This is a genomic window from Desulfatiglans parachlorophenolica, from assembly GCF_055394735.1.
In genome coordinates, this window is the sequence record NZ_AP042460.1 from 2,404,968 (window position 1) to 2,429,898 (window position 24,931).

Consider the following 24,931-nt stretch of genomic DNA (forward strand, 5'->3'; position numbering starts at 1 on the left):
TTTTATTATTTTAACATTGCACAGGTCCCCAGGCAATCCCCATTTCCCGGCGCGGATCGTCTGTCGCTTTTATTCACGCTGCCCCCCCGAACGGGCTTTTCCCCCAAGCCCTCACTGAAGCCCCCCGCAGCCACAGGAATGGCAATCAACCCCTTTTGCTTCGAACGGCCAGGTGATGATGGACGAACCCGCATGGCGCAGACGCGTTGAAGGCCACCGCGAGAGGATGCGCCAACGTTTTGTGGAAGGCGGGCTCGAACGCTTCTCGGACGAAGAGGTGGTGGAGTTTCTGCTGACGCTCGGGACGCCGCGGGGAGACCTCAAACCGGCGGCGCGGGAGGCCATGAAACGCCTGGGGAGCCTGTCGGCGGTCCTCTCGGCGCCCCTCGAAAAACTGACCGCGATTGCCGGTATCGGCGCTCGCAACGCCCTCTACCTCAAACTCGTCCATCAGGTCGCCACGCGCTATCTTCGGGACCGGGCGGCAACCCAGCCTTTTTTCTCTTCCTCGCGGTGCATCTTCGATTACCTCTTTCACAGCATGCGGGACCTCAAGCGGGAAGTCTTCAAGGTCCTGTTTCTGAACCGCAAGAACATGCTGATCGAAGACCGCGACCTCTTTGTCGGATCGCTGACCGGAAGCGCCGTTTATCCGCGGGAGGTCATGGGGCTCGCCCTGGAGCTGAAGGCCGCGGCCCTCGTCTTCGTGCACAACCACCCCTCAGGCGACCCGTCCCCCTCCCCGGAGGACCAGCGCCTCACGCGGGACCTCGTCTGGGCGGCAAGGCTCCTCATGATCCAAGTCCTCGACCACATCGTGATCGGGCACAACACCTATTACAGCTTCGCGGACGAAGGGCTCATCCGGCGGTATGCAGAGGATTACGACCAGCGCCTGCGGACCGTCTGAGCGGACGGTCCCGGCCGAACATGCACGATGCGCCGCACAAGCAAACGTGCGGATTGACGCCAAGATTGGCCAAAAGGACCCTTTTCGGATGGAAACCGGGTTGCACCGGTAAATCATTTCCGGATGGACACGAGCCAGCGAACCGCAAAAAGGGGCATCGAACAGCCGCGACCGGGTTTGGCGCCATGCCCCGCAGACCCGGCGCGGACAAAGGGCACCGACCGGCGGCAAAGCCTTTAGACGCCGACGGCGGCGCCGTTTCATGAACGGCCGCCGCCGTGGGCAGGGGCGTTGCTGCTGCAGAGGCCCTCGAAACGCAGCCTCTGCCAAAGGCGTTATTCGCGTTCCATTTCCGGTTTCCAGACCTCCCAGACCTTCCCGACCAGGTCGGGCCCCGGCTTCAGGGTGAGCTTGCCGGGCCGCCATCCAGAGGGAGTCGCTTCGGTCCCTTTGCTTGCCCGCACATGCTGGAAGGCCTGAATCTGCCGGATACTCTCGGAGACGTTGCGTCCCACCGGAGGCGTCAAGACCTCGTAGCCCTGGATCACGCCGTCCGGGTCGATGATGAACCGGCCGCGGTTCTCGACCCCGGCATCCTGATCATAGACCCCGTAAGCCAGCCCGACCTTTCCTCCGCCGTCGGCAAGCATCGGAAAGGGCACGCCGCCCTTGACCATCTTGGACAATTCATAGTCGTTCCACATCTTGTGCACGAAGACGCTGTCAACGCTCATGGACAGGATCTCGACCCCCAGTTTCTGGAACTCGGGATATCGATCGGCGACCGCCGATATCTCGGTCGCTCAGACGAAGGTGAAATCCCCCGGATAGAAGCACAGAACCACCCATTTTCCCAGACACTCAGAGAGTTTCACGGCTGTGAATTCGCCCTTGTGATAAGCCGGGGCGACAAAATCAGGGGCCGGTTTTCCCACCTGGATCATTTTTCTTTCCTCCCTTGCCGGTGTCGAAGGTTGCTGTTCTTTCGCGTCGTCTGACTGTCCAACCAAACCGCCGGTTGGACGCGCACAGCCCACTTTCGGTTTTTCCGCCATAGAAATCCTCCTCTATGCGAAGGTTAACGGTTTCACTCATCTTTCCCAAGGTCGACTGCATATCGCAGAAGACACCCATCGGCTCATTCGCCAAAGGCATAAGCCCTCCGTTTTCATCGTAGCGATCGCACATCTTTTTGATGGGGGACTGGAGACAAAACGCTCGAAAAGGATCTTGAACCCCGTCACGGGCCTCCATAAACTTAACGTCTTCGGCCCAAAAGCACAAGCATCGTGGAATGAAACAGATCGAAAAAGGGGGAGGATTCAGCTCTTGCTCTCAAAGCTGAATCCTCCCCCTTCCAATGGCATTGACTCGGATCAGATCTTGATTTCGATCTGCCCGAAGGCCCAATAGGCATCTTCATGGCTGCCGGTCTTCTCGACGAACTCCCCCGGATAAAACCCCGCGCACCCCGCCATCAGACCGACGCGGGGGTAGACCTGATACTTCCAGATCAGATCGATCTCGTCCCCCAGCTCCGATCCGGATGCCCCGGTCGGGTCCCACCGCATCTTCTTTCCGGTGCAGTAGTACCAGGCGTCTCGGTCCTCCGCCAGGCGGAAATAGTGGTAATCGAGGGACAGTTTCATCTTCTCGGCTGGCTTTACACTTACGCCGAGCTGCAGATCCACCAGGTTCATCCAGGAAAAGAGGTTCATTCGGCCGTAGTATAGATCGATGGCGCCAAAAACCCCGTCGAACGTCCCGTGCCTGCCGTCCTTCGGATCGTCGTCTCCGGAGGCGTAGCTGACAGCAGCGGCCAGACGCGGCTTCCATGGGGCCGGGAGGGTGTACCCACCCTCGACGTTGAAACCAAAGGCGCGAACGCTGTCCCGGCCATAGTCCCCGAACTGGTAGGCGAAGGTGGAGGCGTAATCCAGCCGGTTCCACTTTCCCTTGGCATAAAACCCCGCGCTCTGCACCAGCAAGTCCCCGAGTCCGGATTCGCCCTTGGTGGTCTCATCCGAATCGTGTTTCACGACATAGAAGACATCGAGCTTGTTCCCCGGAATCGACTTGATCTGCGCGTAGCCTGCGTAGGCCTTGTAGGGGTAGTGTTCATCGTCGAATTCGTCCTTCAGATAGAAGATGCGCTCCCCGGCAAAGATATCGACATCCACCGCCTTGCTCTGCCACAGCAGCTTTCCGGCATCCCACGTGTAGCGGCCTACGTTGCCCCAGTCTCCGGGGCCGAAGATCCGATTGTCCCCGTACTGGATCGCCTGCCTTCCCGCCTTGAAGCCCAGCGGGGATTTTCCTATCTCGCGCCACTCCATGAAGGCCTGCCGCAGATCGAGTTCATCCAGATAAGGGCATCCCCGGCCGAAATCGTCCTCGTCGAGGTCGGAGAAAAAGAAGCGCGCGTCCTGAAACTGCACAAAGAAGGTTATCTTCTGCGGCAGCTTGTACGCCAGGTCGATCCGTACACGCGTCAGCAGGACCTCGTCGTCCTGGCCCGTCCCGTAGGTCTGGATATTGAACTGGTCCAGATACTCGTACCGAAAACGGACATTGGCGCTTAAATCCAGCTTGCCGGGCCCCAAAGCGATGCCCTTCAACCGATCGTCCAGGCGGTCGGCCTTCGCTTCAGGATGCCCCATCAGCGGTCCGAAAAGAAAGATGGCAAGAAACATGATGAACACTTTGATACGAAACGGCATTTCGATCTCCTCCCTTTACGGTTTATCAATCCTTTATCACAACCATATGTTCCGGTGGAATATGTATCCTGATGCGGTCTTCCCTGTGGAAAACCCTCTCGGTCGATGTGTGAATGACCAGCGGGACAGCGCCATCGACCGTAATCTCGTTGAAATACGGTTTATCCAGCGTGTGGACGACCTTCACGAGAAATCCCTTGTTATCACCGCCGTTCTCGTTTTCCAGAACCTCGATGTGCTCCGGCCTGATCACGGCGATGACCTTTCCCTTGAACGGGTTTTTCTTTTGGAAGGAATGCCCGCCGATCCGGATCACCGTCCCGTCGCTTTCAGCCGGAAAGACATTCTGTGACTTTACAAACCTGGCCACAAACGCATTCTTCGGGCTGGCCATGATCTCCTTCAAGGTGCCGATCTGAACCAGCTGTCCGTCATCCATGATGGCGACCCGGTCCGAGACATCGGCGGCCTCTTCGAAATTGTGGCAGACATGAATGAAGGTCGCATTCACCTCGCGTTGGATCTGCCTCAGCTCCTTCGCCATCTCCCCCCTCAGGTTTTCGTCGAGGGCGCTCAAGGGCTCATCCAGGAGCAGGAGCCTCGGGCTGGTCGCCAATGCCCGCCCCAGGGCGACCCGCTGCTTCTCTCCGCCGCTCAGGTTGAGGGGCATGCGATGACGGATATACTCTATCCGGAGCAGCGAAGTCATCTGCGAAACGACCTGAGCGATCCGATCCGACGGCATCCTCCTCGCCTCCAGGCCGTAGGCGATGTTCTTTTCGACCGTCAGGTTGGGGAACAGGGCATAGTCCTGCGGGACATATCCGATGTTCCGCTCCTCCGGATAGAGGGATGTCACATCCTCCCCATCCACCAGGATGCTGCCGGAATCCGGCTTGTAAATGCCCGCGATATACTCGATCAGGACCGTTTTGCCTGCGCCGGTCGAACCGAGGATCGAAAAGTACTCCCCTTTGGGAACATTCAGGTCGATGTCGCGGAGGATGAACCCCCCCAGATTGCCACCGAGCTTTTTGACTTCAAGCATGATCTCATCTCCTTACCAGACATAGCCCTTTGCCCCGATGCGGTGCATGGCGTAAACCGAAATCCCCCCCACGATCACCAGAACGAAGGCCAGCGCAAAACCGTATTCCACATTGCCGAATTCCACCTGTGCCCAGACGGCCACCGAGACCCAATCGGCCTGATCCATCTGCAGCGTCCTGGTCAAATCGGAAAACCGCGATGGAGGCAGTTCCCGAAAGGTCCCGCAAAAGAAAAGGACGGCGCTGAACTCCGCCATCGCCCGGGTCCAGGCCAGGATGATTCCAGCCACGATACCGCTTTTGGCCAGGGGGAGGGTCACCGTGCGAAACGCCCGGTAGCGGTTGCTGCCGAGCGAGCGGGCAATCTGCTCGAAACGCGGATTGACGCTGTCGAAGGCGGCCTTCCACGCGCTCATTCCGAACGCGAAGGAGAGCACCAGCGAGGCAATGACCATCCCCGGGAAGATGCTGTGGGCGAACTTGAAACCCAGGGCCTGCTGCAGCTTCCATAAAGGGCCGTAGTTGAACATCACGATCAGGCAGATGCCGATGACAGAGCCGGGCATCACCATGAGGGAAGAGAAAAGGACATCGATGAACGATTTGCCGGGGATCTTGTAGCGCGACAGCCCGTAGGCGGCGGGGATACCCAGCACGGCCGCGATGAAGGTCGTCAGGACCGTGATCGCAAAGGTCAGGTTGAGCGACTTCCAGAAATAGGCGTCCTTCCAGAAGCCGCCTCCAAACTGGTTCATGATCTCACGGTCCTCGCCCCACACATCGGTGATCTCACGGGTTTGTACGGCCGCCTGATCCACGAAGAGCTGATCCAGGTTGCTCAGGAAAAGGTAGGCGGAATAGAAGAACAGCAGGCCGGCAAAACAGGTGAAAAACAGGTTGAACAGGTTGCGGCTGCTCCTTTTACCAGACATTGCTCCTCCCTCCTATCAACTTCATCGCCGATATCGCGGAAACCGCCATCAGGATGCAGACGATGCTCATCGAGGTGACCCACCCCATCATCCCTCCATTCCAGTCCAGATAAATCGCGAAGGGCATGATATCCGTCTTCCCCTCGGTCGCCCCGACAAAGAGCATCAATCCTTCCCACTCGGCGGCGGCCCTCGCCCAGACCACGATCATGCTGGCGATGATGCCGTTTTTCGCCATCGGGAGAATGACCTTGAAAAAGGTCCGCACGGGCGATGCCCCCAGACTGTTCGACACCATCTCGAATTTGACGGGAATCATATCGAAGGTCGCCTTCATGAGCCGGGCGCAAAAGGCGGCGGTCACCGTAAATTGGACCAGCAGCACACCGTATACGTTCCGGCCGATGTAGATGGCGTAATGATCGCTGATCCAATCGAACGGGAACCGGGTCGTAATGCCGAAGAGGAATGCGCCGACCACCGCCGGGGACACGACGATCGGCAGGTCGATGATCGTAGCGAACAGATACCGGCACGGGAATCGGAACCTCGAAAGCGCGTATCCCGCCGGTATGCCGATAATCAGAGAGAAGGAAGTGGAGACCGTCGCCGTCCAGACCGTCAGCCAGAACCGCTCCCACATCCGCGATTTCGAGAAAAAATAAAGGGTGTCGTGCCAGCCGAGGTAGATCCAGTTGCTCGCCACGAGCAACACATAGACCGCCAGAACCGCCGCGACCGTTGTGGTGCACAAGGCCGGCCACCACCCCCCTCGAGATGTCAGAGTCATATTGATTCCTCCTTGCCCGGGATCTCCCGGGCCCTCCGAAGATCCGGAATCCCAGGATACCTGGAGCGGCCCGAAAAATCCTTTCCGGATGGAAACGGGCTAATCTCCGGCCCGCTTCGTCTTCTTCTGTCGCAACACTTCCCTTGTCAGGTCGCCCACCGTCTCCCGGGTGACCGGGAACGAGTCCTCCTTGACAGCCTTGGCGGCGTTGACCAGGTGCTGCATATCCTGGTCGGTCGTCCCGTCCAGACAGAAGCCTCGCTCGTCAACAGGGATCACAGGATCGATCGCATAGGCATGCTGGTGGAAAACGGCCCGGCCCTCGCTCGAAAGGATGAAATCCATCAATTTCCGCGCGTCTTCCTCGTACCGGGCGAATTTCAGGATGCCGATCGGCAGCCGGACAATCCCGCGGTATTGGTGTTCGATCGGGATGATCTCCACATCCCTCAGATAGAGCACCGCCGTTGTCGCCCAGACGATCGTGCAGTCGATCGCCCGGTGCTGCGCGGCATTCCCCAGTTCAGGGATGCACTTGGCGCTCAGGGTGGCATTCTCCTTGACCTTGTCCCAGATGCCCGCCTTCTCGAAGGTCTTCTGATGCCAGATTCCAATGGCGCAGGAGCGTGGATTGCCGAGCCCCACCTTTACACCGGGCTTGGCGAAGTCCTCGATGCACGTGATGTTTTTCGGGTTTCCCGCAGGCGTGATGATCACGGTCACAAAATAGGCGGGGATGTCCGTTTCGGGGTTGTAGTCAGTGACAAACCCGCGCTCCACCGCCTGCAGCAGGTAAAACTCCTCGCCCGGCATGAAGAGGTCCCCCTGCTTTGACCGGGTGATGTCGGCGATAAAATACCCGGAGCCCTTGTAGGAGAAATTGACGTGGATGGATGGGTTCTGCTCTTCGAAAATCGTCTTGATTTCATTCAAGGCGCCTCTCTGACCCAATCCCGCGTGAAACAGCAGCTCTTTTTCCTCCCCGTATGCCTGTGAGATAAGGAAAACGGAGGCAACAACCCAAAGAACCGCCAGACTTCTGATCACCTTCATGTAAATCTCCTTTCGCTGAACCGTCACACCGCACCACCAAGGCGCAGGCTGAGTTTAGCCGCCCCGCAGGGCGAGTTGGGTATACATCCGACGCCTTTGATCGACGTCTTCCATTGGAGGCTATGACGCAGGCAGCCAGACAATGGGCTTCAGCGTATTGCTCGCGCTTGAAATCCATGCGCGCCCGAGGGGTGGCAAAGGTGGGTCCGTTGGGGAAGGAGGTCTATGCCGCCGACGTGGCCGGAGGGATATCCGGTGGGATCGAGCAGTGCGTTGTCCTGTTCAGGAGAACGCCGGGGACGGGGATTGTCTCCGAGGTTCTGTTCCGTTTTCTCAACTGTCAGACATCATAGCAATATCACCCTTACCATGCCGAAAACCGGCCGCAGTCAACGGTCTCATCGCATTCGCGCATCCGGCATCTCGGACGCGGATCGGAGCCCGTCCAAGAAGATCCGAGCTGCCCGAGCTGTATATCTTGTTTGCATTCCTTGGCCTCCAGGCTCTTATCACGAGACTTTGTGATTTCCACCGGACCCTGTCCGCCAGGTCATAATCAGGTAAAGGCCGATCCCCGCAATCATGACGGGAAAAAGGAAGAGCACCAGTCCCTTGACCGGATTTCTGCTGACAATCAGCCGGACGTCGGGCGTTTGAGCCTTTGGACCCTGCTTTCCCTCTCCTTTGGGCGGGGTGAAGCGCTTCAGGGTCACCTGGATGTCATTCCAGACAAAGGGTTTCATGAAATAGGCTTTGCCCCGGGCCTCCGCCTCTCCGTCCCGCATAAAGGCCACTTCGCAGAAATTACCCTGCGAAAGCACGGCGCCCGGTACATGATCCTTCTGGCTTTGGTGAAGTAGCGCCAAGTCGTCTTCGAAATGGATGCCCTCGACGACCAGAGTACCCCCTTCCGGTAGCACAAAAGACTGACCTTCGCGCAGCGGAATGTTTTCATAGCGGTATCCGAGCAGAAAACTTCCGAAATGACCGAGCGCCACCAAGCCGAACACCACATGGATGATCAACATGACGAGCCTGGAACGGAGAACGCTCCCCTTCATGAGCCGGAGCAGTTTGTTCCACGAGCAGAAGACAAGGTTGACCGCCAAGATGAACATCGCAGAACAAAGGCCGAGGAACCAGGCCTTCAGCAGAAAAAGCGGCTGTTTCTGCGTTGTGAACCAGACAGGGACAAGCACGCTGTTCATGATCCGGAACCCGTCCTTGTAGTCCGCGCACTCAGCAAGGAGGATCCCCCATGCAAACCAGAAAACGAGCACGCCGAGGACGACCGCTGTAAACTGCATCGAAGACAGGATTTCGAAGCTTCGTTTCATGAGAGCGCCTTCACGATCGTGACGGTGAGCATGACCAAAGGGATCATCACCCCGAGAAGAGATTGGATATCACTGGATACAGCAGGCTTCCCAGGGACGTGAAAAGCAGCCATCAGCAGGAGAATGATGATGGTGGACTGAAAAAAGGCGGTGCTCCAGTGCCAGAAATCCCCCCATCCGTTCTGACACCAGAGGATCCCGGCATATTCCGCGCAGAGGAAGAAAAGCGCACTCAGGAGAAGAAAATTCCGCCCCTGGTTCAACACCGGTCTAATGGTTTTTTTGTCCCTGCGACCCGATCGGAACACGAGGAAGTGCGCCGCGGCGAAGGAGGCCGAGGCCAGGGCCAGGCATCGGAACCCATGAAACAGAACGACCCACCACTCCGCATGATGCAAGCGGTAAGGGGGCGGCTCTTTAGGGAAAAACAGGGTAACGCTCAGAAGGATGAGCACCTCCGTCCACACCCAGACTCCGACGCGCGGTCCGCCATCTTCGGGTTGGCTGAAAAAGGCGCCCAACAGCCCCAAAAAAAACGTCGCGAAAAGAATCCCGCTGAATATCTCGAAGACCGGTGCAAGCCCGGAGACCAGCGCAATCGCAGCGAGCACCCAACCATTCAGAAGGACGCCGACCACGGACAAAATTCTGGAAAGGCGGTTCCATCCGAAGCAAATCGTTAAGAGAGTCGCTGCGTAGGCGACCCACATCGTGACATACCCTGGAAAAATGAGGGGTTCCATTTGGCCTGTCTAAAACCTCCCGGAAAGCGCCTTTCCCGTGTCCATTCCAACCCGCATCGAGGGGGCCCGGACTACGCCGCACGGCCTCGAAGGACCTGCCAGTGACTGTCATATACGGTCGCTCCATATTACAGTTGGTTCTTGCTGTCAAACGATATTTTTTTAGGTTTCTGTGAATACCATTTTCAACTAAAAATTACTATGAATGACACTTTTTGCCAGCATCCCCGGACATTTCATCTCCACCGACCACCCTCGGTTCGAACTCGGACACCGCAGATCCTCTCAGACCTCATATTTCCCATCCGGAAATGGCCTTTTTCGCCAATCTCGACGTCAATCTGCACGCTTGCTTATGCTGCGACCACCAGGTCGTCTCCGCGCAAACGCTGGATTTTCTTGATATTGGCAAACCGGGACCCGCCGCGAAGCGGTGGGACTGAGCACTCGAAGCGTGTGCAGAAAAAATCCTCATTTCCGGATTGGAAACCGGGTTGTACCGGGAAATCATTGCCGGATGGACACTTTAAACACCTGAGCCCCGAAATCCCGGATTCGAAGCGAAACCATGGGGCGGAAAGCCTGAACCAATCCGGACATTTTTCTTGACAGACAATTCCATTGACCATATATCTAAAACGACATATGTCACCGTTGAACCATCTGTCAACCTGTTTTTCTTCGTTTTTCAGACCGAGGACCACGATCATGAAAGGACATTGTTCGTCCCCCACAGGCCTCCAAGCGCAGACCGGCCTGCTATCTTATCTCTACCCTCCAAAATCAACCTTCGGCTTCCTGGCCAGCCAAAAGCCTGCAGAGACGCTTCCATCCTCGGAACATACCGCGTTCATTCAACAGTTCAATGCGGCGCTTGAATCCGCCTCTCCGATAGCGGCCCTGAACGAACCGTTCCTCGAAGAGCGGCTGGCGAACCTGGAGCGATGTGCCCCGATCCAGGATGGGCTCTACTGGCTGAGCGTCGCCCGGTTGATGGAGCTGGCCCTCCTGTGTGCCGGGAACTACGCCGACGCCTGTGAATTCCAACTCGTAGGCGACCTGCTGCTGAACCCTCGCGTGGTTTACATCCACGTTCGCGGCGAAGATTATCCAATCGTGAAGCACCGGCACGAACCCTTGACCGAGCAGTTCGGCCGGCATGGATGCTCCACCAGCGACGTCATCGACTGGCTGAAGAATGAAACGATCCTTGAACTCAAGAAAGAAGCGCTTTTGCCTTATCTGTATAAGCAGATGGAGGATTCCCGCTCTTTTTCCGAGGATTATCTGGAATCCATCCGGAAGCGTAAGATCCGGATTGCTTCCCTGATCGGCTTTCTGGCAAACGCTTCCTTCGAAGATGCCGCTTCTTTGCATCTATGGATGCGCAGCGCCTCCTCAGATGACCGCAAGATGCTGGAGTGCCGTTTGTGCCGCTTCGACCGGAGCGTTTTTTTGAAATTGGGACTGAAAATTCAACAAATGACCGGGTTTCGATCATGATTGCTTCAACCTCCGACAATTTTTCGAACAAACGTGGCCCGGAACCGGTCAAAGGCAGGAAGAGACCGGCGGGGAGAACCCCGGCGAGGCCCCGGGTCAAATTTGAGGTCTACGGCGAGGAGATGTTGGAAAAAAGCGTGAAGCTGAGCACCAACAGCGGTCGCGTCTATCTCCCGCCTGACTGGGTCGGATCGAAAGTCAAGATTATCAAGCTAGAGTGAATAAACGCCACCCTTCAACCGCTGTTTCCCCCGCCTCCGCCGAATGATTACCCGGCAGGCTGGCCTCTACGCCGTTTTTGGTTTCCCGGGGAAGGCCTATCGAGCGTACTTCAAGATTCTTTGCAGTCTGGCAGATCCCAGGTCCGTTGTGCCCCAAAATTTGTGACATCGCCGGCATGCAAAGGCATCTCCTCTATCTGTCAAGATTCCTACCCGTCACGTTTTCAGCCCGAAAATGACGGTTTAAGCCTCCCATACCGGCCTTCAGTAAATATTTTCCATAGAAAGTCAATAACTTCGCCTGGTCCGACCCCAAGAAAAAGTTGACTCCGACCGTCTCCAAAGATTAAAGTACCTCCCGAACGCGAGAGTGGCGGAACTGGCAGACGCGCTGGACTTAGGATCCAGTCGGGAAACCGGTAGGGGTTCGAGTCCCCTCTCTCGCACCATGTGTAAAATCAGGCGCTTAAGACAGGGCAAGAAAAATTTCCCACTATACAAATTTGTAGTTTTTGGTGGTTTTTTGGGCCTTTTTGGAGCAAGTCGGTCACAAATTGGTCAGGAGAAAGAAGGCCGAAAACCCGGGGAATCAATCCTCAAAGGCGTTATCCGCAGGCGTTGCCGCAAGCTTGGCCAGGTGTTGAACTAGTTTCCATTTCCGGATTGGAAACTGAGTTCTATAAGAAAATCATTTCCGGATGGACACTATCTAATTGAAATTTTCCAGTACAGCGGCAGCGGATTCTATTATTGGATTCGAACGATATATGAGGTTGGGCAACCGATAATCTGGCACGATATCGATGCAATGCAGGACATCTACCAGGCCGAGGAATTTTCAAGCCCGGATCACAAAGGCGATATTGATCCTCACACAGCGCGGGTCTTGTTGCCGATTGATATTTTTCTCGATGTTTTAAACGTGTTTTCAACTAATTACAAGCAACCCGCTAAAAATTCCATCCCTTTTCGGGCTGAACCAAGCAAATATTGGTGGAAACGGACAGTTTAACCCGGAGATGGGGCGGATTCTTTTATCCTTAAGTTGTTATATTGCTTGACAGTCGAAAGGCTTTAGGCTGTCAGGCTGCCATTTGCAGAGAAGAGTTCCCAGAGCTTCAGCCTCTCGCCGTGTTTCGGCCTGCGACCTCTGCCGGTGTGAGCTTTGGGCTCTTCTTCATAGGCAACGATGTTGTCCTTGGCGCGTGTGACGATGTGGAGCAGTCTTTGCCCTTGTTCTCCGATCGATGCTTTTGCGGACTGGAAGGCCGGACCTACTGCAAAGTACGCGTCCAGTAAGTACCGCGACGCATGGCTCGGTCAGCTTCTCTGCAACGCTTTTGAGGAGGCTTGTCATCAGGGTGACGACGGTGATCTTCCCCTCCTCATCCTCAGGGGCGCCTTTTTGCAGCAATATTCTCAGCGCTGCAGTGCCTTCGTGAAGTTCTGCAACCAATGGAACACAGAAGGCCTTCTCAGCATTCCTGGACAACATGCCGACGACGCCAAAGTGATAACCAGGAATCTACGGGGCCTTTCCGGAATTTTCAGATCCTTGATGCAGTCTTTTCACTCCGGGCATGCACTCGGCTTCCTTGGCGGCTTTGATTCCATCGGCAATAAGGATATAGGAGCCGTTGCGGGTGCGCCCCGCGCCGTGAGTGGAAACCAAGCCGAGCCAGTGGGTAAGAATGGCTTTCATCCTCCCGGCGCTAACCCGAAATAAGGCCAAAAAGGTCTCCTAAGAGCCTGGCAAAAACCGCAGCCATCGAATGCTCGACGATACGCCGTGATGATCCAGGCGGACGATGAAGCCAAAAGCCGCTACGACAAACCATTGAAACGTTCCTTTTCTGGTGAATGCCTCGCGAAAACCCATCAACATATGACAAAGCTGACTGATCATGTGGTCCCCGCACGGAATTGGAGTAGACAAGACCTTCGAAGCACAGCCTGCAAAGAACGTTGCTATGTCTCCTGCAACCCGAAGGTCTTGGGCGCCACCCGAACAAATCCTTTTCCTTTCTGGATCTGCCTACTTACAGCCGAAGACAAGGAGTCCCGGTCCAACCGGGCTCCGAACTCCTTTTCAATGGTGACCGCATAAACGAGCACCACCTGACCATAAAAGAAAACCTCACAGCCCGAGAGGGAAAGGGAGACTTATGATGTTGAAACGTTTATACGCAAACAACTATCGCTGCTTGATAAACTTCGAGGTCGAATTTAACGAGTTGACTTTGCTTATGGGGCCTAACGGTGGTGGAAAATCCACCATTTTCGATCTACTTTTCAAAATTCGCCATCTCATGGTGGATAACGCCAAAATCAGCGAAGTATTTCCACCGGAGGACCTGACAGCATGGGTCAATAAGACGGAACAGTCCTTTGAACTCGATGTGGAAGGTGAGGACGGTCTTTTTTCCTATAAACTGGTTATTGCGCACAATCCCGATCTCAAGAAGCAGAGGGTTGAACTCGAACATCTTTTGTTGGACGGCAAGCCTTTATTCGAGTTCAAGCAAGGCGACGTAAAACTCTATCACGACGATCATGAGCCAGGCCCGGTTTATTCCTTTGACTGGTCGGTTTCTGCCCTGGCAACCATCGTTCCAAGGGCGGACAATAAAAAGCTGACCTGGTTCAAGAAGTGGGTGGAAATGTTGTTTATTCTCAGCCTCCAGCCCAAGGCCATGACATCGGAGAGCGCCGAAGAATCTGACTGGCTCAACCGCGATGGCACCAACTTCGCATCCTGGTACAGGTATATCTCGCAGGAGCACCAAGACAAAATTTTCCAGCTGACTCAAAAATTGCGCAGTACCATCCCTGGCTTCCATGCATTCAAATTGACTGAGGCCGGCAAACACAAAATTATGAAAGTCGGTTTCACCAACGAAGCCCAAAGCAGCTCTCCTATTTTCTTTGATTTTGAACAGATATCGGACGGACAGCGTGTCTTGATTGTCCTATATTCACTGCTCCTGGGCTTGAAAGATTTGGGACATACCGTTTTTCTCGATGAACCGGAAAACTACGTTTCCCTGGCCGAAATCCAGCCCTGGCTCATGGCCCTTAACGATGCCTGTGGAGATGGGTTTCCCCAGGCAGTTCTCATCAGCCATCATCCGGAACTGATCGATTATCTCGGTCGGGAATGCGGTAAATGGATAGAAAGAGATCCCCTTGGACCAACGCGCGTGAAGAAAATGCCGGAACAGATCGATGAGGACTTGAAGCTTTCCGAGCAAATTGCCAGGGGGTGGACGGAATGAGTATTCGCCGTGTGAGAATCGTGCTTCTCTGCGAGGATTCCCAGCAAGAGGCATTCACAAGGAGATTTTTGGAAGGAATGGGATGGGATACCCGCGAATTGAGGATCGAGAAAAGTCCTTCCGCCAAAGGCTCCGCCGAACAGTGGGTGCGGGAAGGTTTCCAAGAGAACTCAAAATCTATCGGCTGAGAAAGCCAAAGGCAGCCTCCGGATTGATCGTGTTGATAGATGCCGATGCGAAAGAAGTACGGGATCGGATCAATGAATTCAAAGGGGTGTGCAAAACCCAAAACGTTCCTTTCCGTGAAGACAACGAGGCAGTAGCCGTTGGCGTCCCGAGACGGAATATCGAGGCCTGGATACATTATCTAAATGGCGAGCGTGTTGACGAGGAGAAGCCTTATGAAAAGCTGGAACGACAACGTCTCTGCCAACCGGCGGTCACCAATTTAGTCAAACTGTGCAAAACAACCGGATTGGCCAAAAATGCACCTCCCTCCTTGGCTGCGGCCTGCGACGAGTACCGTCAGCGAATTGTCCCCATATCAACCGGCACAGGTTCTTGAGATGCGGGTGCTTGACCTTCTTCTTAAATCAGTCCGTGATGCCGCTGTTTTCAATCCCGAGGTCCAGGTAGCTCCGGCCTGCATCCTGGGTCGGATCGTGATCGTCAGTGAGAGGTTGTCATCCCAGTTCTTCAAACCGAGGTGCCTGAACTCATAATCCTGGGTGACTATGCGCCCGACAAGCGCATGGGACCTGCCATCTGGCTACGCTGTGTGATCGCCGGTCGTACAGAGGATGTTTCACTGCCCAAGGACCAGACGCCGATCTTTTACCTGCCTGGTGTCAGCCGACAAGATCTGCGTGCTTTCGAAAATTGCCCAGACCACTTAAAGTCGCTTGCCGAACTGCAATATCGGGGTGTGATCTGGTCACAAATCAACGCGAAAGACTGGACGATCCTGCCCTATCTGAAATCGGATCAGGGCGGATTGGGCATAGTGTCCATCCGGAAATGATTTTCTTATAGAACCCAGTTTCCAATCTGGAAATGAGGATTTTTGGCCAATATCAAGGAAATCAAGCGTTTGCGCGGAGGCGACCTGTGGGTCGCCGCACAAGCAAACGTGCAGATTGACGCCGAGATTGGCCAAAAAGACCATTTCCGGATGGAAACTAGCATAAATTTAAGGACTTGAAACCATGTTCATTTGAACAACAAATCGAAAACCTCCTGCGTGAAAGACTCATTCAAGTGGACAAACGCAAAACAGATCCTTAGGCTGCAACTTCTCCATAACCACTATAGGGAAGGCCGAGGTAGCCCCGATCACATCTTCATGATTCATGCCTTACCACCATGGCGATGATCAAAATTCGCTTCACCGTGCATTTTGCGCTAGACAAACTTATATCTCGATTGATATAAGTCAAACAGTCCGTTTACCTTGGGCGAATGAAACCTGGATAAAGCAAAGGTGTGCAGTAGAGTTGATCATCCTCCGCTTCCCCCTGGGGGGATTGGCTTCTCATCTCGATGCACCTCCCCTCGAACGGGGGGGCGGGTTGGGAAAACCCGTCTGCGGGTTGAAAATGGGTCCAGGTCCGCTGGGGACATGCTGAAGCAGCCTGTTCCATCTCGGGGCAAACAATCACCCCACAGTGGACGACCTTGAACCTGTCAAAGGCAGGACTATGGTCTATCCCCTCTGAATCTGAAATGGGCCTGAGTGTGCAGCATCCTCCAGTCTTAAGAAACCCCGCAGGAGAACCTCCACTCCACAACAGCACCTTTTAGCCGTCAGGCTTGAAATCAACTTGAGAGAACAAAGGAGATTCACGATGAAAAGAACCGTTCTCGCATTCACGCTGACCGCCCTTCTGCTCCTGGTTGCCCCGGCGTGGGCGGACACCTCCGCAACCTTGACCATCTCGGGCGCCGTCGAGGCCCCTTTGAACCTTTCCATCAAAGATCTTGCCCTCTATCAATCCATCGAGGTGCAGCTGAACGAAGTTTTTGAAGACGGAACGTACCGCGGAGCATTCTTCTACCGGGGCGTCCCGCTCAAGGCGCTTCTCGAAACCTCCGTGGTCCGAAAGGGGGACACCGATTTCAACAAGAAGGTCGATCTTGCCATTGTCGTCAAAAACAAGGCAGGCGAACAGGTTGTGCTCTCCTGGGGAGAGGTGTTTTACAGGAATCCGGGAAGAATCATTGTAGGCCTTTCGTCCCGGCCGATCATGCCCCACAAGGACTGCACCGTGTGCCATACGCCTGATGTCTACAAGCCGCGCCTCGACCAACTCTCCCGCACCATCGGGTTCCCAAAGCTCGTCATGGGCGGCGATGAATACGCGGACCGCTCGCTCGAAGAGATCATCAGCATCGAGGTGGTCGATCTGAAACCGGTCGTTCCGTCAAAGAAGATGGAAAAGCTCTTTTCCCCGCAATTCGTCATAACGGGTGCGGTCAAGAATCCCGTCACGGTTACGGAACTCCCCGACCACCCAAGGCGCAGTCTGAAAACCAGGCATTTGGGTGAAGGCAGGGGATTCCACGGGGTCGACCGCGTGGAAGGCGTCCAGTTCAGGACCGTTCTGAATCAGGCCGGTCTGACGCGCGACCTCAACACCGTGTTCCTGATATCGGCCCCTGACGGCTATCGCTCGCTCATGTCCTATGGCGAAGTGTTCCTGGATGTTGCCGGGGAGCGGATGATCATCGCCGACAAACGCAATGGCGAACCCCTCGACAAGGACGGGAAGTTCATGTTCGTGCCCCCTGACGATTTGATGGCCGACCGCGATATAAAAGCCGTTGAAAAAATCCAGGTGATTTCTCTCGGGTCCCCACAGAAGTGATCTTTCGTATTTTGATGTGTCCTGTAAATGCGGAGGCTCGAGGTCATTCGATCGTTTTTCACGCTGGCCGTCTTTCGGTGCCTTTTGAGGCTGTCGAACCAACCTAAGGAAGAAAAGATCCGAAGAAAGACTTCCTCAACGTAAAGGGGGCTTTCTGCTGTGATCTTTTTTTTGCCAAGAGATATATCTTTTTTGATTTATGTCTAGATGGTCTCCATCCGGAAATGATTTCCCGGCAGGACCCGGTTTCCAATCCGGAAATGAGGATTTTTCTTCACACGCTTCGCGTGCTCAGTCCCACCGCTTCGCGGCGGGCCTCGGTTTGCCAATATCAAGGAAATCAAGCGTTTGCGCGGAGGCGACTTGCAGGTCGCCACACAAGCAAACGTGCAGATTGACGCCGAGATTGGCCAAAAAAACATTTCCGGATTGGAAACTGGATGGTCGTAGACGCCGTTACTCAACTGGGGCTGATACTAGCCCCGGCGGTGAGGTGGAAGAAAGGAAAGAGAGACTATTTTGATGAACAGAGGAAAAAGGAGAGAGCGATGAGAGTGAAAGAGACTGTTGAGGCAATCTTTTTGGGTTTTTTCCTCGTCTTTTCCCTGTCGCTGCCGGGCGCCCTGGCACAGGATGAAAAGGCCGCGTCCGAGCCGGGGGTCTTCGATCTTGGCGAAGTGGTCGTGACGGGGGAGGCTGAAACCGTCACCCAGATTACCACGGTTGAAACCATCGATCGGCAGGAACTGGACCTGACGAACGCCCAGAGCGTGTCCGAGGCTATCGAAACCCTCCCGGGGGTGTTCATTTCGACCGGAACACGAAACGAAGCGTACGTCAATGTGCGGGGCTTCAATCAGCGATATGTCCCCATCTATTTCGACGGCATCCCGCTCTACCTTCCCTGGGACGGATATGTCGATGCCAGCGAGCTTTCGACGGGCAACATCTCGCAGATCACCCTGACCAAGGGCGCCGCATCCACGCTTTACGGCCCGAACACCATGGGCGGCGTCATCAACATCGTTTCCATGAAACCTTCCAAGCCCTTTGAAGGCTCCTACTCGTTCGAAGTGGATGAAAACGGGCCATCAGGGAGCTTGAACCTCGGCTCCAGGATCAACGATGCCTATGTCATGGCCGGCATCTCAGGCCTCGATTACGACGATTTCAAGATGTCGGACGATTTTACGCCGATCAGGGTTCCGGCTGGATTCCGTGGGTACTACGAGGATGGAAAACGCAGGGATAACTCAGATATGCAAAGTATTGCAGGCTCCTTCAAGGTAGGCTTCATGCCAGCAGAAGGCCACGAGTACGCCATCGGCGTTCAACACACGAATAGCGAAAGGGGGCTCCCGGTCAACGTGCAGCCGACCGAGCGGCAGCGCTTCTGGAGGTTCACGGAGTGGGAAAAGACGACCTATTACTTCATCGGGGACAGCAAAATCACAGATCACTTGACGGCGAACACACGACTTTACTACGACACCTACTACAACGTTTTGGACTCCTACGACAACCCCTCCTACAACTCCCAAAACATGAAGTATGCGTTTCTCAGCACGTATAACGACTACACCCCGGGAGGTTCCTTCACCCTCAGAACGACCTACATTCCCCGAAACACGCTGAGCTTTGCCTTCCACTACAAGCAAGACGTTCACAAGGAGCAGGACGACATCGATACTCCCTGGGAGCGATATGAAGCCGAGACCTACTCGTACGGTCTTGAAGACGCCATAGCCCTTGCCGACCGTCTGGATCTGGTCTTAGGGATCAGTTACGATGTTCAGAAGACCAAGTATGCCAACGGGGGGCCTCTGCGCGACGACGATGACGTGTTCAACACCATGGGCGGTCTGGTCTACACGCTTGAGGACGCCACGAAGTTCCATGGCTCCGTGGCCAGCAAGAGCCGGTTCCCCACCCTGAAAGAGCTTTACTCCTCCCTGCTCGGAACGGCCACCCCCAATCCCAACCTCGAGAAGGAGGAATCCGTCAATTACGAGATCGGTGTGGAACGCCCTCTGCCGTGGAAGAGCAGTGCGTCGCTTGCGCTCTTTTACGCCGATGTCGACAATCTGATCGTGCGGACGACACTCCAGGGAAACGATTTTTACGACAACATCGGCAAGGCCAGGCATCAGGGCCTCGAACTCGGCTTCAAATCGGAGTTTCTGCCTGACAACACGCTGGAAGCCCACTACACCTATCTCGATGCTGAAAACCGTTCACCGGACCGGGTCAGCGACCATCTCCCGGAGTCCCCGAAGCACCAGATCTACCTGAGCGACCTGTATCAGGCCAACGAGTGGCTGTCCTTCTTCTCCAAGATCCAGTACAACGCCGGTCAATGGGAACAGAAGGCTGATCTCGAGTGGACCGAGCTCGGCAGCTACTGGCTCTTCGATCTGAAGGCCATGGCCGAAATCAGCAAATTCCTGGTGGCCGAGGTGGGCGTACGAAACCTGTTCGATGAAAATTACGAGACCGGTTACGGCTTCCCAAGGGAAGGCAGGACCTTCTTCTGCGGATTGCGCGGGACTTTCTAGACGGGAGTCTACAGGAGAAGCACGCAGAACTGGGGAAGGTTTTGCCTTTTGCTCGGCCAAGACCTTCCCCCTTGTTTTCCACAGGGCGTATACGAACATGCCTACTTTGCTCAACCAACGGCTTTATGCCATTCTGCTCAGTGCTTTGGTGATGCTCTGCGCCGTTTGCCTGCCGTCTCCCCCTGCCGCGGCCAAGGACAAAATCGTCGAGAGCGACAGCGACAAGGACGGAAAAACCGACCAGGTCGCTCATTTCGACACAAAAGGGAAAATTTCGAAGCTGGAGGTGGACACCAATGGCGACGAGGTCATGGACCGCGTCCAATACTACAGAGACGGACGGATCGTCAGGGTCGAAGCCGACCGGAACTTCGACGGGAAAGTGGACCGTTGGGATTATTTCGAGGCCGAAAAACGGGTCAGGCATGAAAGCGCCTCCCTCCAAGCAGGCCGTCTGGAGCAGGTGATCGAATTCGACGGAAACGAGCGCCCGCTGACCATCCGTAAGGACACCACGGGAGACGGGTCATTCGACACGGTTTACCAGTACGAGGCGGGCAGACTCGCCTCCGTGACCAAGGACACGAACAAGGACGGCAAGATCGACGTTTGGGAGTTCTTCAAGGCCGAGAAGCCCGTGGAAAGACGCGCTGACACCAACAGCGACGGCCGGGTAGATGAAATGATCTTCTATGGCGCCGACGGCCTGCCGTCCGAAAGCCGGCACGGGATTTACGCCCCCGGCAAGGCGGAAACCGTGCGGGTGTACCTCCGGGGGTCCCTGCAGGAGCAGCGGAAGGACCTGGACCATGACGGCCGCTTCGAGGCCCTGATGACCTTCCGGAACGGAGAACCCCTCGAGGAAAAGAAGGACACCAACGGCGACGGCCGTATCGATGTAGTGACGCGCTATCAGAAAGGAACCCCCGCGAGACAGCAAAAAGATACCAACTTCGACGGGGTTATGGACGTGTTTCTCCAGCTCGACCGAAACGGATTCCTCCAAACAATCGAGGAAGACACCCGCCATCAGGGCCGAATCGACCGGGTCACCTTTCTCGACCGGGGCGTCCCCGCCCGAATGCTCTACGACACTGAAAATGACGGCTTCAAGGACACGGAAACCCTCTTCAAAGGGGGGAAGCCTTCATGGCAGAAGGTCGACAGAAACAAGGACGGGAAGACCGACGCGACCATCCGGTTCGACGATCAAGGTCAAAAGGAGAAGGTCGAAAACGATTCGGACCTGGACGGCAGGATCGATGCCTGGGAGTACTACGAGATGGGCGAACTGGTGAAGCTCGAGCGGGACGAAGCGGGCGAAGGCTCGATCACCTCCAGAATCCTTTTCAAGAAGGGCCGGAAGTTCAAGAGCCAAGAGGACCGGGACCGGGACGGCTTCTTCGAGACGGTCCAACGGTTCGCAGAATCCCCCTGGTCGAGGGTCATCGAGGTGGACACCGACCGCGACGGCACGGCAGAGGCGCGCTATTGCTACCAGGGGGACATCCTCAGGCTCAAGGAAATGGACGAGGACGGCGACGACGGGCTGGACCTCCGTGAACACTTCGACGAACAGGGCAAGCTCGTGAAGAGCGAAGAAAGCGAAGGAGGTTCAGGAGTCCTCGACCTCACGTGGTTCTACGATGAGGCTGAACAGGCCGTGAGGGCCGAAAAGGACCGGAACGGCGATGGCAAGGTCGATATCTGGTACCACTATGAGAAGGGAAGCCTTGTCCGGCTCGAGGAGGACACCAACGGCGACGGGAAACCGGACCTCTGGGAGGAGTACGACAAAGCGGAGGCGCTGGTGCGCCGCTCGAAGGACTATAATCTGGACGGGCGTCCCGACGTCTTCGAGGAGCCGTAGTCCGGATTGGAAGACGGGTTTCAACGGGAAATCCATTCCGGATCGGTGCTGATCCGGTTTCCATCGTAAAAAGAGTTTTTTTGCCGATTTCGGCGTCAACTTGAAGGCGGCGTGGCGACGCTGCGCGGTTTTTCACCGGCAGGCCAACTGTCGATCGGTTCGGAGGATCTCATGATCGAATTTCTTCAAAAGGGTGGCATCCTCGTGGCGCCCATCCTCTTCTGCTCCGTTTTGGGCCTGGCCATTTTTCTCGAGCGCCTGATCCGGTTTGCGAGATTGAACATCGCAGGGGACGGGTTTCTCGAAAAGCTGGTTCAACATATGAAAAACGGTGAAAATCACCAGGCCTATGAGTTTGCAAGTGCGAGCGGCACCCCCCTCGGACGCATTCTCGTTCAGGCCATGGAGGTGAAGGATCAAGACAGGGAAACGATCGACACGGTCATCAACCACGCAACCGATGGAGAAATTCGTTCGCTCTCGCGCAACATCCAGGCCCTGGCGACCATCGGCAACGTGGCGCCGCTCCTGGGCCTTCTCGGGACGGTCCTGGGCATGATCAAGGCCTTCATGGTCATCCAGCAGATGGGCGGCAAGGTCAATGCGTCCGTGCTGGCCGGCGGCATCTGGGAAGCGATGTTGACGACAGCCCTCGGACTCGCCGTGGCCCTGCCGACGATGGTCGCCCACAGCTACCTCATCTCCCGGGTGGACACCTTCGAAACCCGGCTTCAGGACGGGACGGTCTCGTTCATCAAGGCGCTCACGCGAAAGTCATCCTAGGAGGACGATTATGTTGAACCGCCCCAGACGCAAGAACCAGAGCGGGGTGCAGATCCCCCTCACCTCCCTCATCGACATCGTTTTCCTTCTCCTGATCTATTTTCTGCTGACAACGAACTTCCTGGTCGAAGAAGGAATCAAGATCAAGCTTCCCCAAGCCAAAGCTGCGGCCCCGCAGACCGAGGAGGTCATCACCGTCTACGTCGATCCGGAAGGAAGGGCCTATATCGGGACCGAGGAGGTATCGCTGGCCGCCCTTTTCGACCGGCTCAAGGCCATGATCGGCACGAACGAGGACAGCCTCGTCGTGGTCCGGGCGGACCGCACCGTGATCTTGAACAAGGCGGTGAAGGTCATGGACATCGCCAAGGCGGCAGGAGCAGGCAGGCTCTGCCTTGCCACGGAAAAGGATCTCTGAAGATCGGATGATGACGACCTCGCTGCACCCTCCAGGAAAGAAGAAAAAGCCCGATTGGCTCCTGAGAAGCCTCATTCTGGTTTCAATGGGCGTTCACGCAATCCTTTTTTTCCATATTGCCGGCATTTACAGATCGAGCGTGCTCGACTACATCGAACTGACCGTTCAGGACATCCCCAAATCGATCACCCGTCACATCCCCCGCCCCCGTCTCAGGCCCCCGCCGCCCGAACCCAGGGAACTGCAAAGGCCCACTGTCCAGCAGCGGCCCATTCCCTCCGTCACACCAATGAAGGTGGAGCCCGTGGACACCCAGGCGCCGGACAGCCTGGTCGAGCGTATCGCGATCCCCCGGGTGCCCGGAGCGCCTTCCGTCCGTGTCGATCGATGGGCCTCCCCGGTCATTGAAGAGCCGTCGCCTGAATTTAGCAGTCATGCCAGCTATCTCGAAATCGTCCGACTCAAGATCGAACGGCAGAAGAAATACCCCGAGGCCGCCAAGGCGATGCAGATCCAGGGCCGCGTAAAAGTGAAATTTGTGATCACCCTGGATGGGAATATCCGAAACCTCGAGATTGTGGAGTCCTCGCGGCACGCCGACCTCGATACGGCAGCCCTTCGGGCGGTCCGTGAGGCAGCCCCGTTCCCGAAGCCCCCGGCAAGCCTCTTCACCCAGGAGATCCCGCTGATGTTCACCGCGGTCTTCGAACTGATCTGAACCAAGGAGCATCATTCGAGGGAACAGATTGCGGTTCGCTTATTTCCCAATAAAGCGCACCGTTTAAAGGAAGGAGCCGCCCTTCAGCGATTTCATGAACCGAAAATCCACGGCGAGCTTCGATCATGGCACCAAAAAGAATTCTGAAGGGTTTCAGCCGCATCGACTGAACGACATGAATCTTTTTTGCATCGGAGGCGACGGTATGGCGTACCACATTCGAAGATTTCGGGGATATGTTGTCATTGCGATGGTTTTTCTGTTCTGCCTGCACCCTTCGGTCTGCCCGGCCGAAGACCCTGCCGCGCCGGCCCCCGATCTGGATCGCATTCTGAAGCGTATCGAGGCCTATACTCCGGATCCAAGATACCCGGACGACCCGTTCATCCTCGTGACGCTGCGCGAGGCCGTGTCGGGCAAGCAGGAAGGGAGCGGCGGAGTGGGTGCCTGCCTGGTGATGGAGAGCACGGGGGAGATCGTTGAACGAGGCCACAACAGGCAATACTCGCCGCACTTCCGAAGCGACCTGCACGCCGAGATGGACCTCTTGAACCGCTTCGAGAACCGCCGCAACATCCAGAGGAGCGTTGACGGCACATCCCAGAATCCAAGGCAGGTGGACGGTTTGGTCCTTTACAGTTCCTTCGAGCCATGTCCCATGTGCCTGACACGCATCATCAACGCCGGCATCAAAAAGACGCTTTATGCCGTTCCGGACCCCATGGGGGGCATGTGCGGCAGGATCAGCCAGCTCCCGCCCTTCTGGAGGGACATGGCTCGAGGCCGGCTCTACTGCCCGGCCTCCTGCTCTCCCGAACTCAAGAAAATCGCCATCGAGCTGTTCGGCCACTATGCGGCGCGCATAACCAAAACGGAGTGACATTCCCTGACGTGGGAAGCATCCCTTTTCAGACGGCGCTCCCCGACCGGCCTTCCGGCCAGTCCGAAGATACACGGCAAACCTCCGGGTCTGACAGCATCTCGAGGAGAGCTTCGACGCCTCGGCAAAGGCAGGGATCACCTTCCATAGGATGGAGAGTTCCTCGCATGGCGCGCCGTCCCCCGGCCGATGCCGGGCAGGGATGCGCTGCTTTACAATTCGGCCGTGTTGGGCTACCTTCGATGTGGAAACATGAACCGGCACAGCGCTAGCGGTGTGTCCGGCTCATTGGGTGCACGGGAGGACGAAT

Annotated in this window: 26 protein-coding genes and 1 tRNA gene; 17 read left to right on the forward strand and 10 right to left on the reverse strand. The window is 56.0% G+C overall.

The window, feature by feature from the left end:
- Positions 1 to 175: 175 nt before the first annotated feature.
- Entirely contained in the window at positions 176 to 910 is a 735-nt protein-coding gene (radC, locus tag ACZ500_RS11165; protein ID WP_464232557.1) for a RadC family protein, read from the forward strand.
- Positions 911 to 1,245: 335 nt separating this feature from the next.
- Here the strand turns inward: radC and prxU are convergent, their stop codons facing one another.
- The 6 genes from prxU to modA form a co-directional block, all read right to left on the reverse strand.
- On the reverse strand, positions 1,246 to 1,965 hold the full coding sequence (prxU, locus tag ACZ500_RS11170; RefSeq protein ID WP_464232558.1) for a thioredoxin-dependent peroxiredoxin: 720 nt from the start codon (positions 1,963 to 1,965) through the stop codon (positions 1,246 to 1,248).
- Positions 1,966 to 2,286: 321 nt separating this feature from the next.
- The gene (locus ACZ500_RS11175) at positions 2,287 to 3,630 is read right to left on the reverse strand and encodes an alginate export family protein (protein WP_464232559.1); all 1,344 of its coding nucleotides are present in this window, start codon (positions 3,628 to 3,630) and stop codon (positions 2,287 to 2,289) included.
- Positions 3,631 to 3,655: 25 nt separating this feature from the next.
- The gene (locus ACZ500_RS11180) at positions 3,656 to 4,678 is read right to left on the reverse strand and encodes an ABC transporter ATP-binding protein (protein ID WP_464232560.1); all 1,023 of its coding nucleotides are present in this window, start codon (positions 4,676 to 4,678) and stop codon (positions 3,656 to 3,658) included.
- A 12-nt stretch (positions 4,679 to 4,690) separates the two neighbouring features.
- A complete protein-coding gene (locus ACZ500_RS11185; protein WP_464232561.1) occupies positions 4,691 to 5,611 on the reverse strand; it encodes an ABC transporter permease subunit in 921 nt (306 codons plus the stop codon).
- Positions 5,601 to 6,401, reverse strand: a complete 801-nt coding sequence (locus tag ACZ500_RS11190) for an ABC transporter permease subunit (protein ID WP_464232562.1) — start codon at positions 6,399 to 6,401, stop codon at positions 5,601 to 5,603. The genes ACZ500_RS11185 and ACZ500_RS11190 overlap by 11 nt, the downstream gene beginning before the upstream one ends.
- Before the next feature lie 99 nt (positions 6,402 to 6,500).
- Positions 6,501 to 7,454, reverse strand: coding sequence for a molybdate ABC transporter substrate-binding protein (gene modA / locus ACZ500_RS11195; RefSeq protein WP_464232563.1), 954 nt, complete (start codon positions 7,452 to 7,454; stop codon positions 6,501 to 6,503).
- Positions 7,455 to 7,576: 122 nt separating this feature from the next.
- On the opposite strand from modA, the gene ACZ500_RS11200 reads away from it, so the two are divergent.
- Positions 7,577 to 7,807 (forward strand): hypothetical protein, encoded by a 231-nt coding sequence (locus ACZ500_RS11200; protein WP_464232564.1) that lies wholly within the window; start codon positions 7,577 to 7,579, stop codon positions 7,805 to 7,807.
- A 156-nt stretch (positions 7,808 to 7,963) separates the two neighbouring features.
- Here the strand turns inward: ACZ500_RS11200 and ACZ500_RS11205 are convergent, their stop codons facing one another.
- Positions 7,964 to 8,791 carry a hypothetical protein gene (locus ACZ500_RS11205; RefSeq protein ID WP_464232565.1) on the reverse strand — a complete coding sequence of 276 codons (828 nt, stop codon included), beginning with the start codon at positions 8,789 to 8,791 and terminating at the stop codon, positions 7,964 to 7,966.
- A complete protein-coding gene (locus tag ACZ500_RS11210; RefSeq protein WP_464232566.1) occupies positions 8,788 to 9,534 on the reverse strand; it encodes a hypothetical protein in 747 nt (248 codons plus the stop codon). The genes ACZ500_RS11205 and ACZ500_RS11210 overlap by 4 nt, the downstream gene beginning before the upstream one ends.
- 311 nt (positions 9,535 to 9,845) lie before the next feature.
- Here ACZ500_RS11210 and ACZ500_RS11215 point away from each other — a divergent pair, with 311 nt between their 5' ends.
- The 8 genes from ACZ500_RS11215 to ACZ500_RS11250 all read left to right on the forward strand — a co-directional run bounded on the left by ACZ500_RS11215 (position 9,846) and on the right by ACZ500_RS11250 (position 15,098).
- Positions 9,846 to 9,977 carry a hypothetical protein gene (locus ACZ500_RS11215; RefSeq protein WP_464232567.1) on the forward strand — a complete coding sequence of 44 codons (132 nt, stop codon included), beginning with the start codon at positions 9,846 to 9,848 and terminating at the stop codon, positions 9,975 to 9,977.
- Between the two features lie 265 nt (positions 9,978 to 10,242).
- The gene (locus tag ACZ500_RS11220; RefSeq protein ID WP_464232568.1) at positions 10,243 to 11,037 is read left to right on the forward strand and encodes a hypothetical protein; all 795 of its coding nucleotides are present in this window, start codon (positions 10,243 to 10,245) and stop codon (positions 11,035 to 11,037) included.
- Positions 11,034 to 11,258 carry a DUF2080 family transposase-associated protein gene (locus ACZ500_RS11225; protein ID WP_464232569.1) on the forward strand — a complete coding sequence of 75 codons (225 nt, stop codon included), beginning with the start codon at positions 11,034 to 11,036 and terminating at the stop codon, positions 11,256 to 11,258. Before ACZ500_RS11220 ends, ACZ500_RS11225 begins: the two co-directional genes overlap by 4 nt.
- A gap of 364 nt (positions 11,259 to 11,622) precedes the next feature.
- A tRNA-Leu gene (locus ACZ500_RS11230) sits at positions 11,623 to 11,707 on the forward strand.
- 359 nt (positions 11,708 to 12,066) lie between these two features.
- Positions 12,067 to 12,270, forward strand: a complete 204-nt coding sequence (locus ACZ500_RS11235) for a hypothetical protein (RefSeq protein WP_464232570.1) — start codon at positions 12,067 to 12,069, stop codon at positions 12,268 to 12,270.
- A 186-nt stretch (positions 12,271 to 12,456) separates the two neighbouring features.
- On the forward strand, positions 12,457 to 12,984 hold the full coding sequence (locus ACZ500_RS11240) for a hypothetical protein (RefSeq protein ID WP_464232571.1): 528 nt from the start codon (positions 12,457 to 12,459) through the stop codon (positions 12,982 to 12,984).
- 439 nt (positions 12,985 to 13,423) lie between these two features.
- Positions 13,424 to 14,533 carry an AAA family ATPase gene (locus tag ACZ500_RS11245; RefSeq protein ID WP_464232572.1) on the forward strand — a complete coding sequence of 370 codons (1,110 nt, stop codon included), beginning with the start codon at positions 13,424 to 13,426 and terminating at the stop codon, positions 14,531 to 14,533.
- Positions 14,534 to 14,750: 217 nt separating this feature from the next.
- On the forward strand, positions 14,751 to 15,098 hold the full coding sequence (locus ACZ500_RS11250; RefSeq protein WP_464232573.1) for a hypothetical protein: 348 nt from the start codon (positions 14,751 to 14,753) through the stop codon (positions 15,096 to 15,098).
- Positions 15,099 to 15,467: 369 nt separating this feature from the next.
- On the opposite strand, the gene ACZ500_RS11255 is transcribed toward ACZ500_RS11250, so the two are convergent.
- Positions 15,468 to 15,698, reverse strand: a complete 231-nt coding sequence (locus tag ACZ500_RS11255) for a hypothetical protein (protein WP_464232574.1) — start codon at positions 15,696 to 15,698, stop codon at positions 15,468 to 15,470.
- 679 nt (positions 15,699 to 16,377) lie between these two features.
- On the opposite strand from ACZ500_RS11255, the gene ACZ500_RS11260 reads away from it, so the two are divergent.
- Complete coding sequence (locus tag ACZ500_RS11260; protein WP_464232575.1) at positions 16,378 to 17,397, forward strand: hypothetical protein; 1,020 nt, start codon at positions 16,378 to 16,380, stop codon at positions 17,395 to 17,397.
- 291 nt (positions 17,398 to 17,688) lie between these two features.
- On the opposite strand, the gene ACZ500_RS11265 is transcribed toward ACZ500_RS11260, so the two are convergent.
- Positions 17,689 to 17,811, reverse strand: coding sequence for a hypothetical protein (locus ACZ500_RS11265; RefSeq protein WP_464232576.1), 123 nt, complete (start codon positions 17,809 to 17,811; stop codon positions 17,689 to 17,691).
- Between the two features lie 134 nt (positions 17,812 to 17,945).
- Between ACZ500_RS11265 and ACZ500_RS11270 the strand changes: the two genes are divergently transcribed.
- The 6 genes from ACZ500_RS11270 to ACZ500_RS11295 all read left to right on the forward strand — a co-directional run bounded on the left by ACZ500_RS11270 (position 17,946) and on the right by ACZ500_RS11295 (position 24,621).
- Positions 17,946 to 19,952: a TonB-dependent receptor plug domain-containing protein gene (locus tag ACZ500_RS11270; RefSeq protein WP_464232577.1), complete on the forward strand. Its 2,007-nt coding sequence runs from the start codon at positions 17,946 to 17,948 to the stop codon at positions 19,950 to 19,952.
- A gap of 97 nt (positions 19,953 to 20,049) precedes the next feature.
- Positions 20,050 to 21,822 carry a hypothetical protein gene (locus ACZ500_RS11275; RefSeq protein WP_464232578.1) on the forward strand — a complete coding sequence of 591 codons (1,773 nt, stop codon included), beginning with the start codon at positions 20,050 to 20,052 and terminating at the stop codon, positions 21,820 to 21,822.
- Between the two features lie 171 nt (positions 21,823 to 21,993).
- Entirely contained in the window at positions 21,994 to 22,605 is a 612-nt protein-coding gene (locus tag ACZ500_RS11280; RefSeq protein WP_464232579.1) for a MotA/TolQ/ExbB proton channel family protein, read from the forward strand.
- 10 nt (positions 22,606 to 22,615) lie between these two features.
- The gene (locus ACZ500_RS11285; protein WP_464232580.1) at positions 22,616 to 23,023 is read left to right on the forward strand and encodes an ExbD/TolR family protein; all 408 of its coding nucleotides are present in this window, start codon (positions 22,616 to 22,618) and stop codon (positions 23,021 to 23,023) included.
- Between the two features lie 10 nt (positions 23,024 to 23,033).
- On the forward strand, positions 23,034 to 23,741 hold the full coding sequence (locus tag ACZ500_RS11290) for a TonB family protein (RefSeq protein ID WP_464232581.1): 708 nt from the start codon (positions 23,034 to 23,036) through the stop codon (positions 23,739 to 23,741).
- Between the two features lie 205 nt (positions 23,742 to 23,946).
- Positions 23,947 to 24,621, forward strand: coding sequence for a deaminase (locus ACZ500_RS11295; protein ID WP_464232582.1), 675 nt, complete (start codon positions 23,947 to 23,949; stop codon positions 24,619 to 24,621).
- Positions 24,622 to 24,931: the final 310 nt, after the last annotated feature.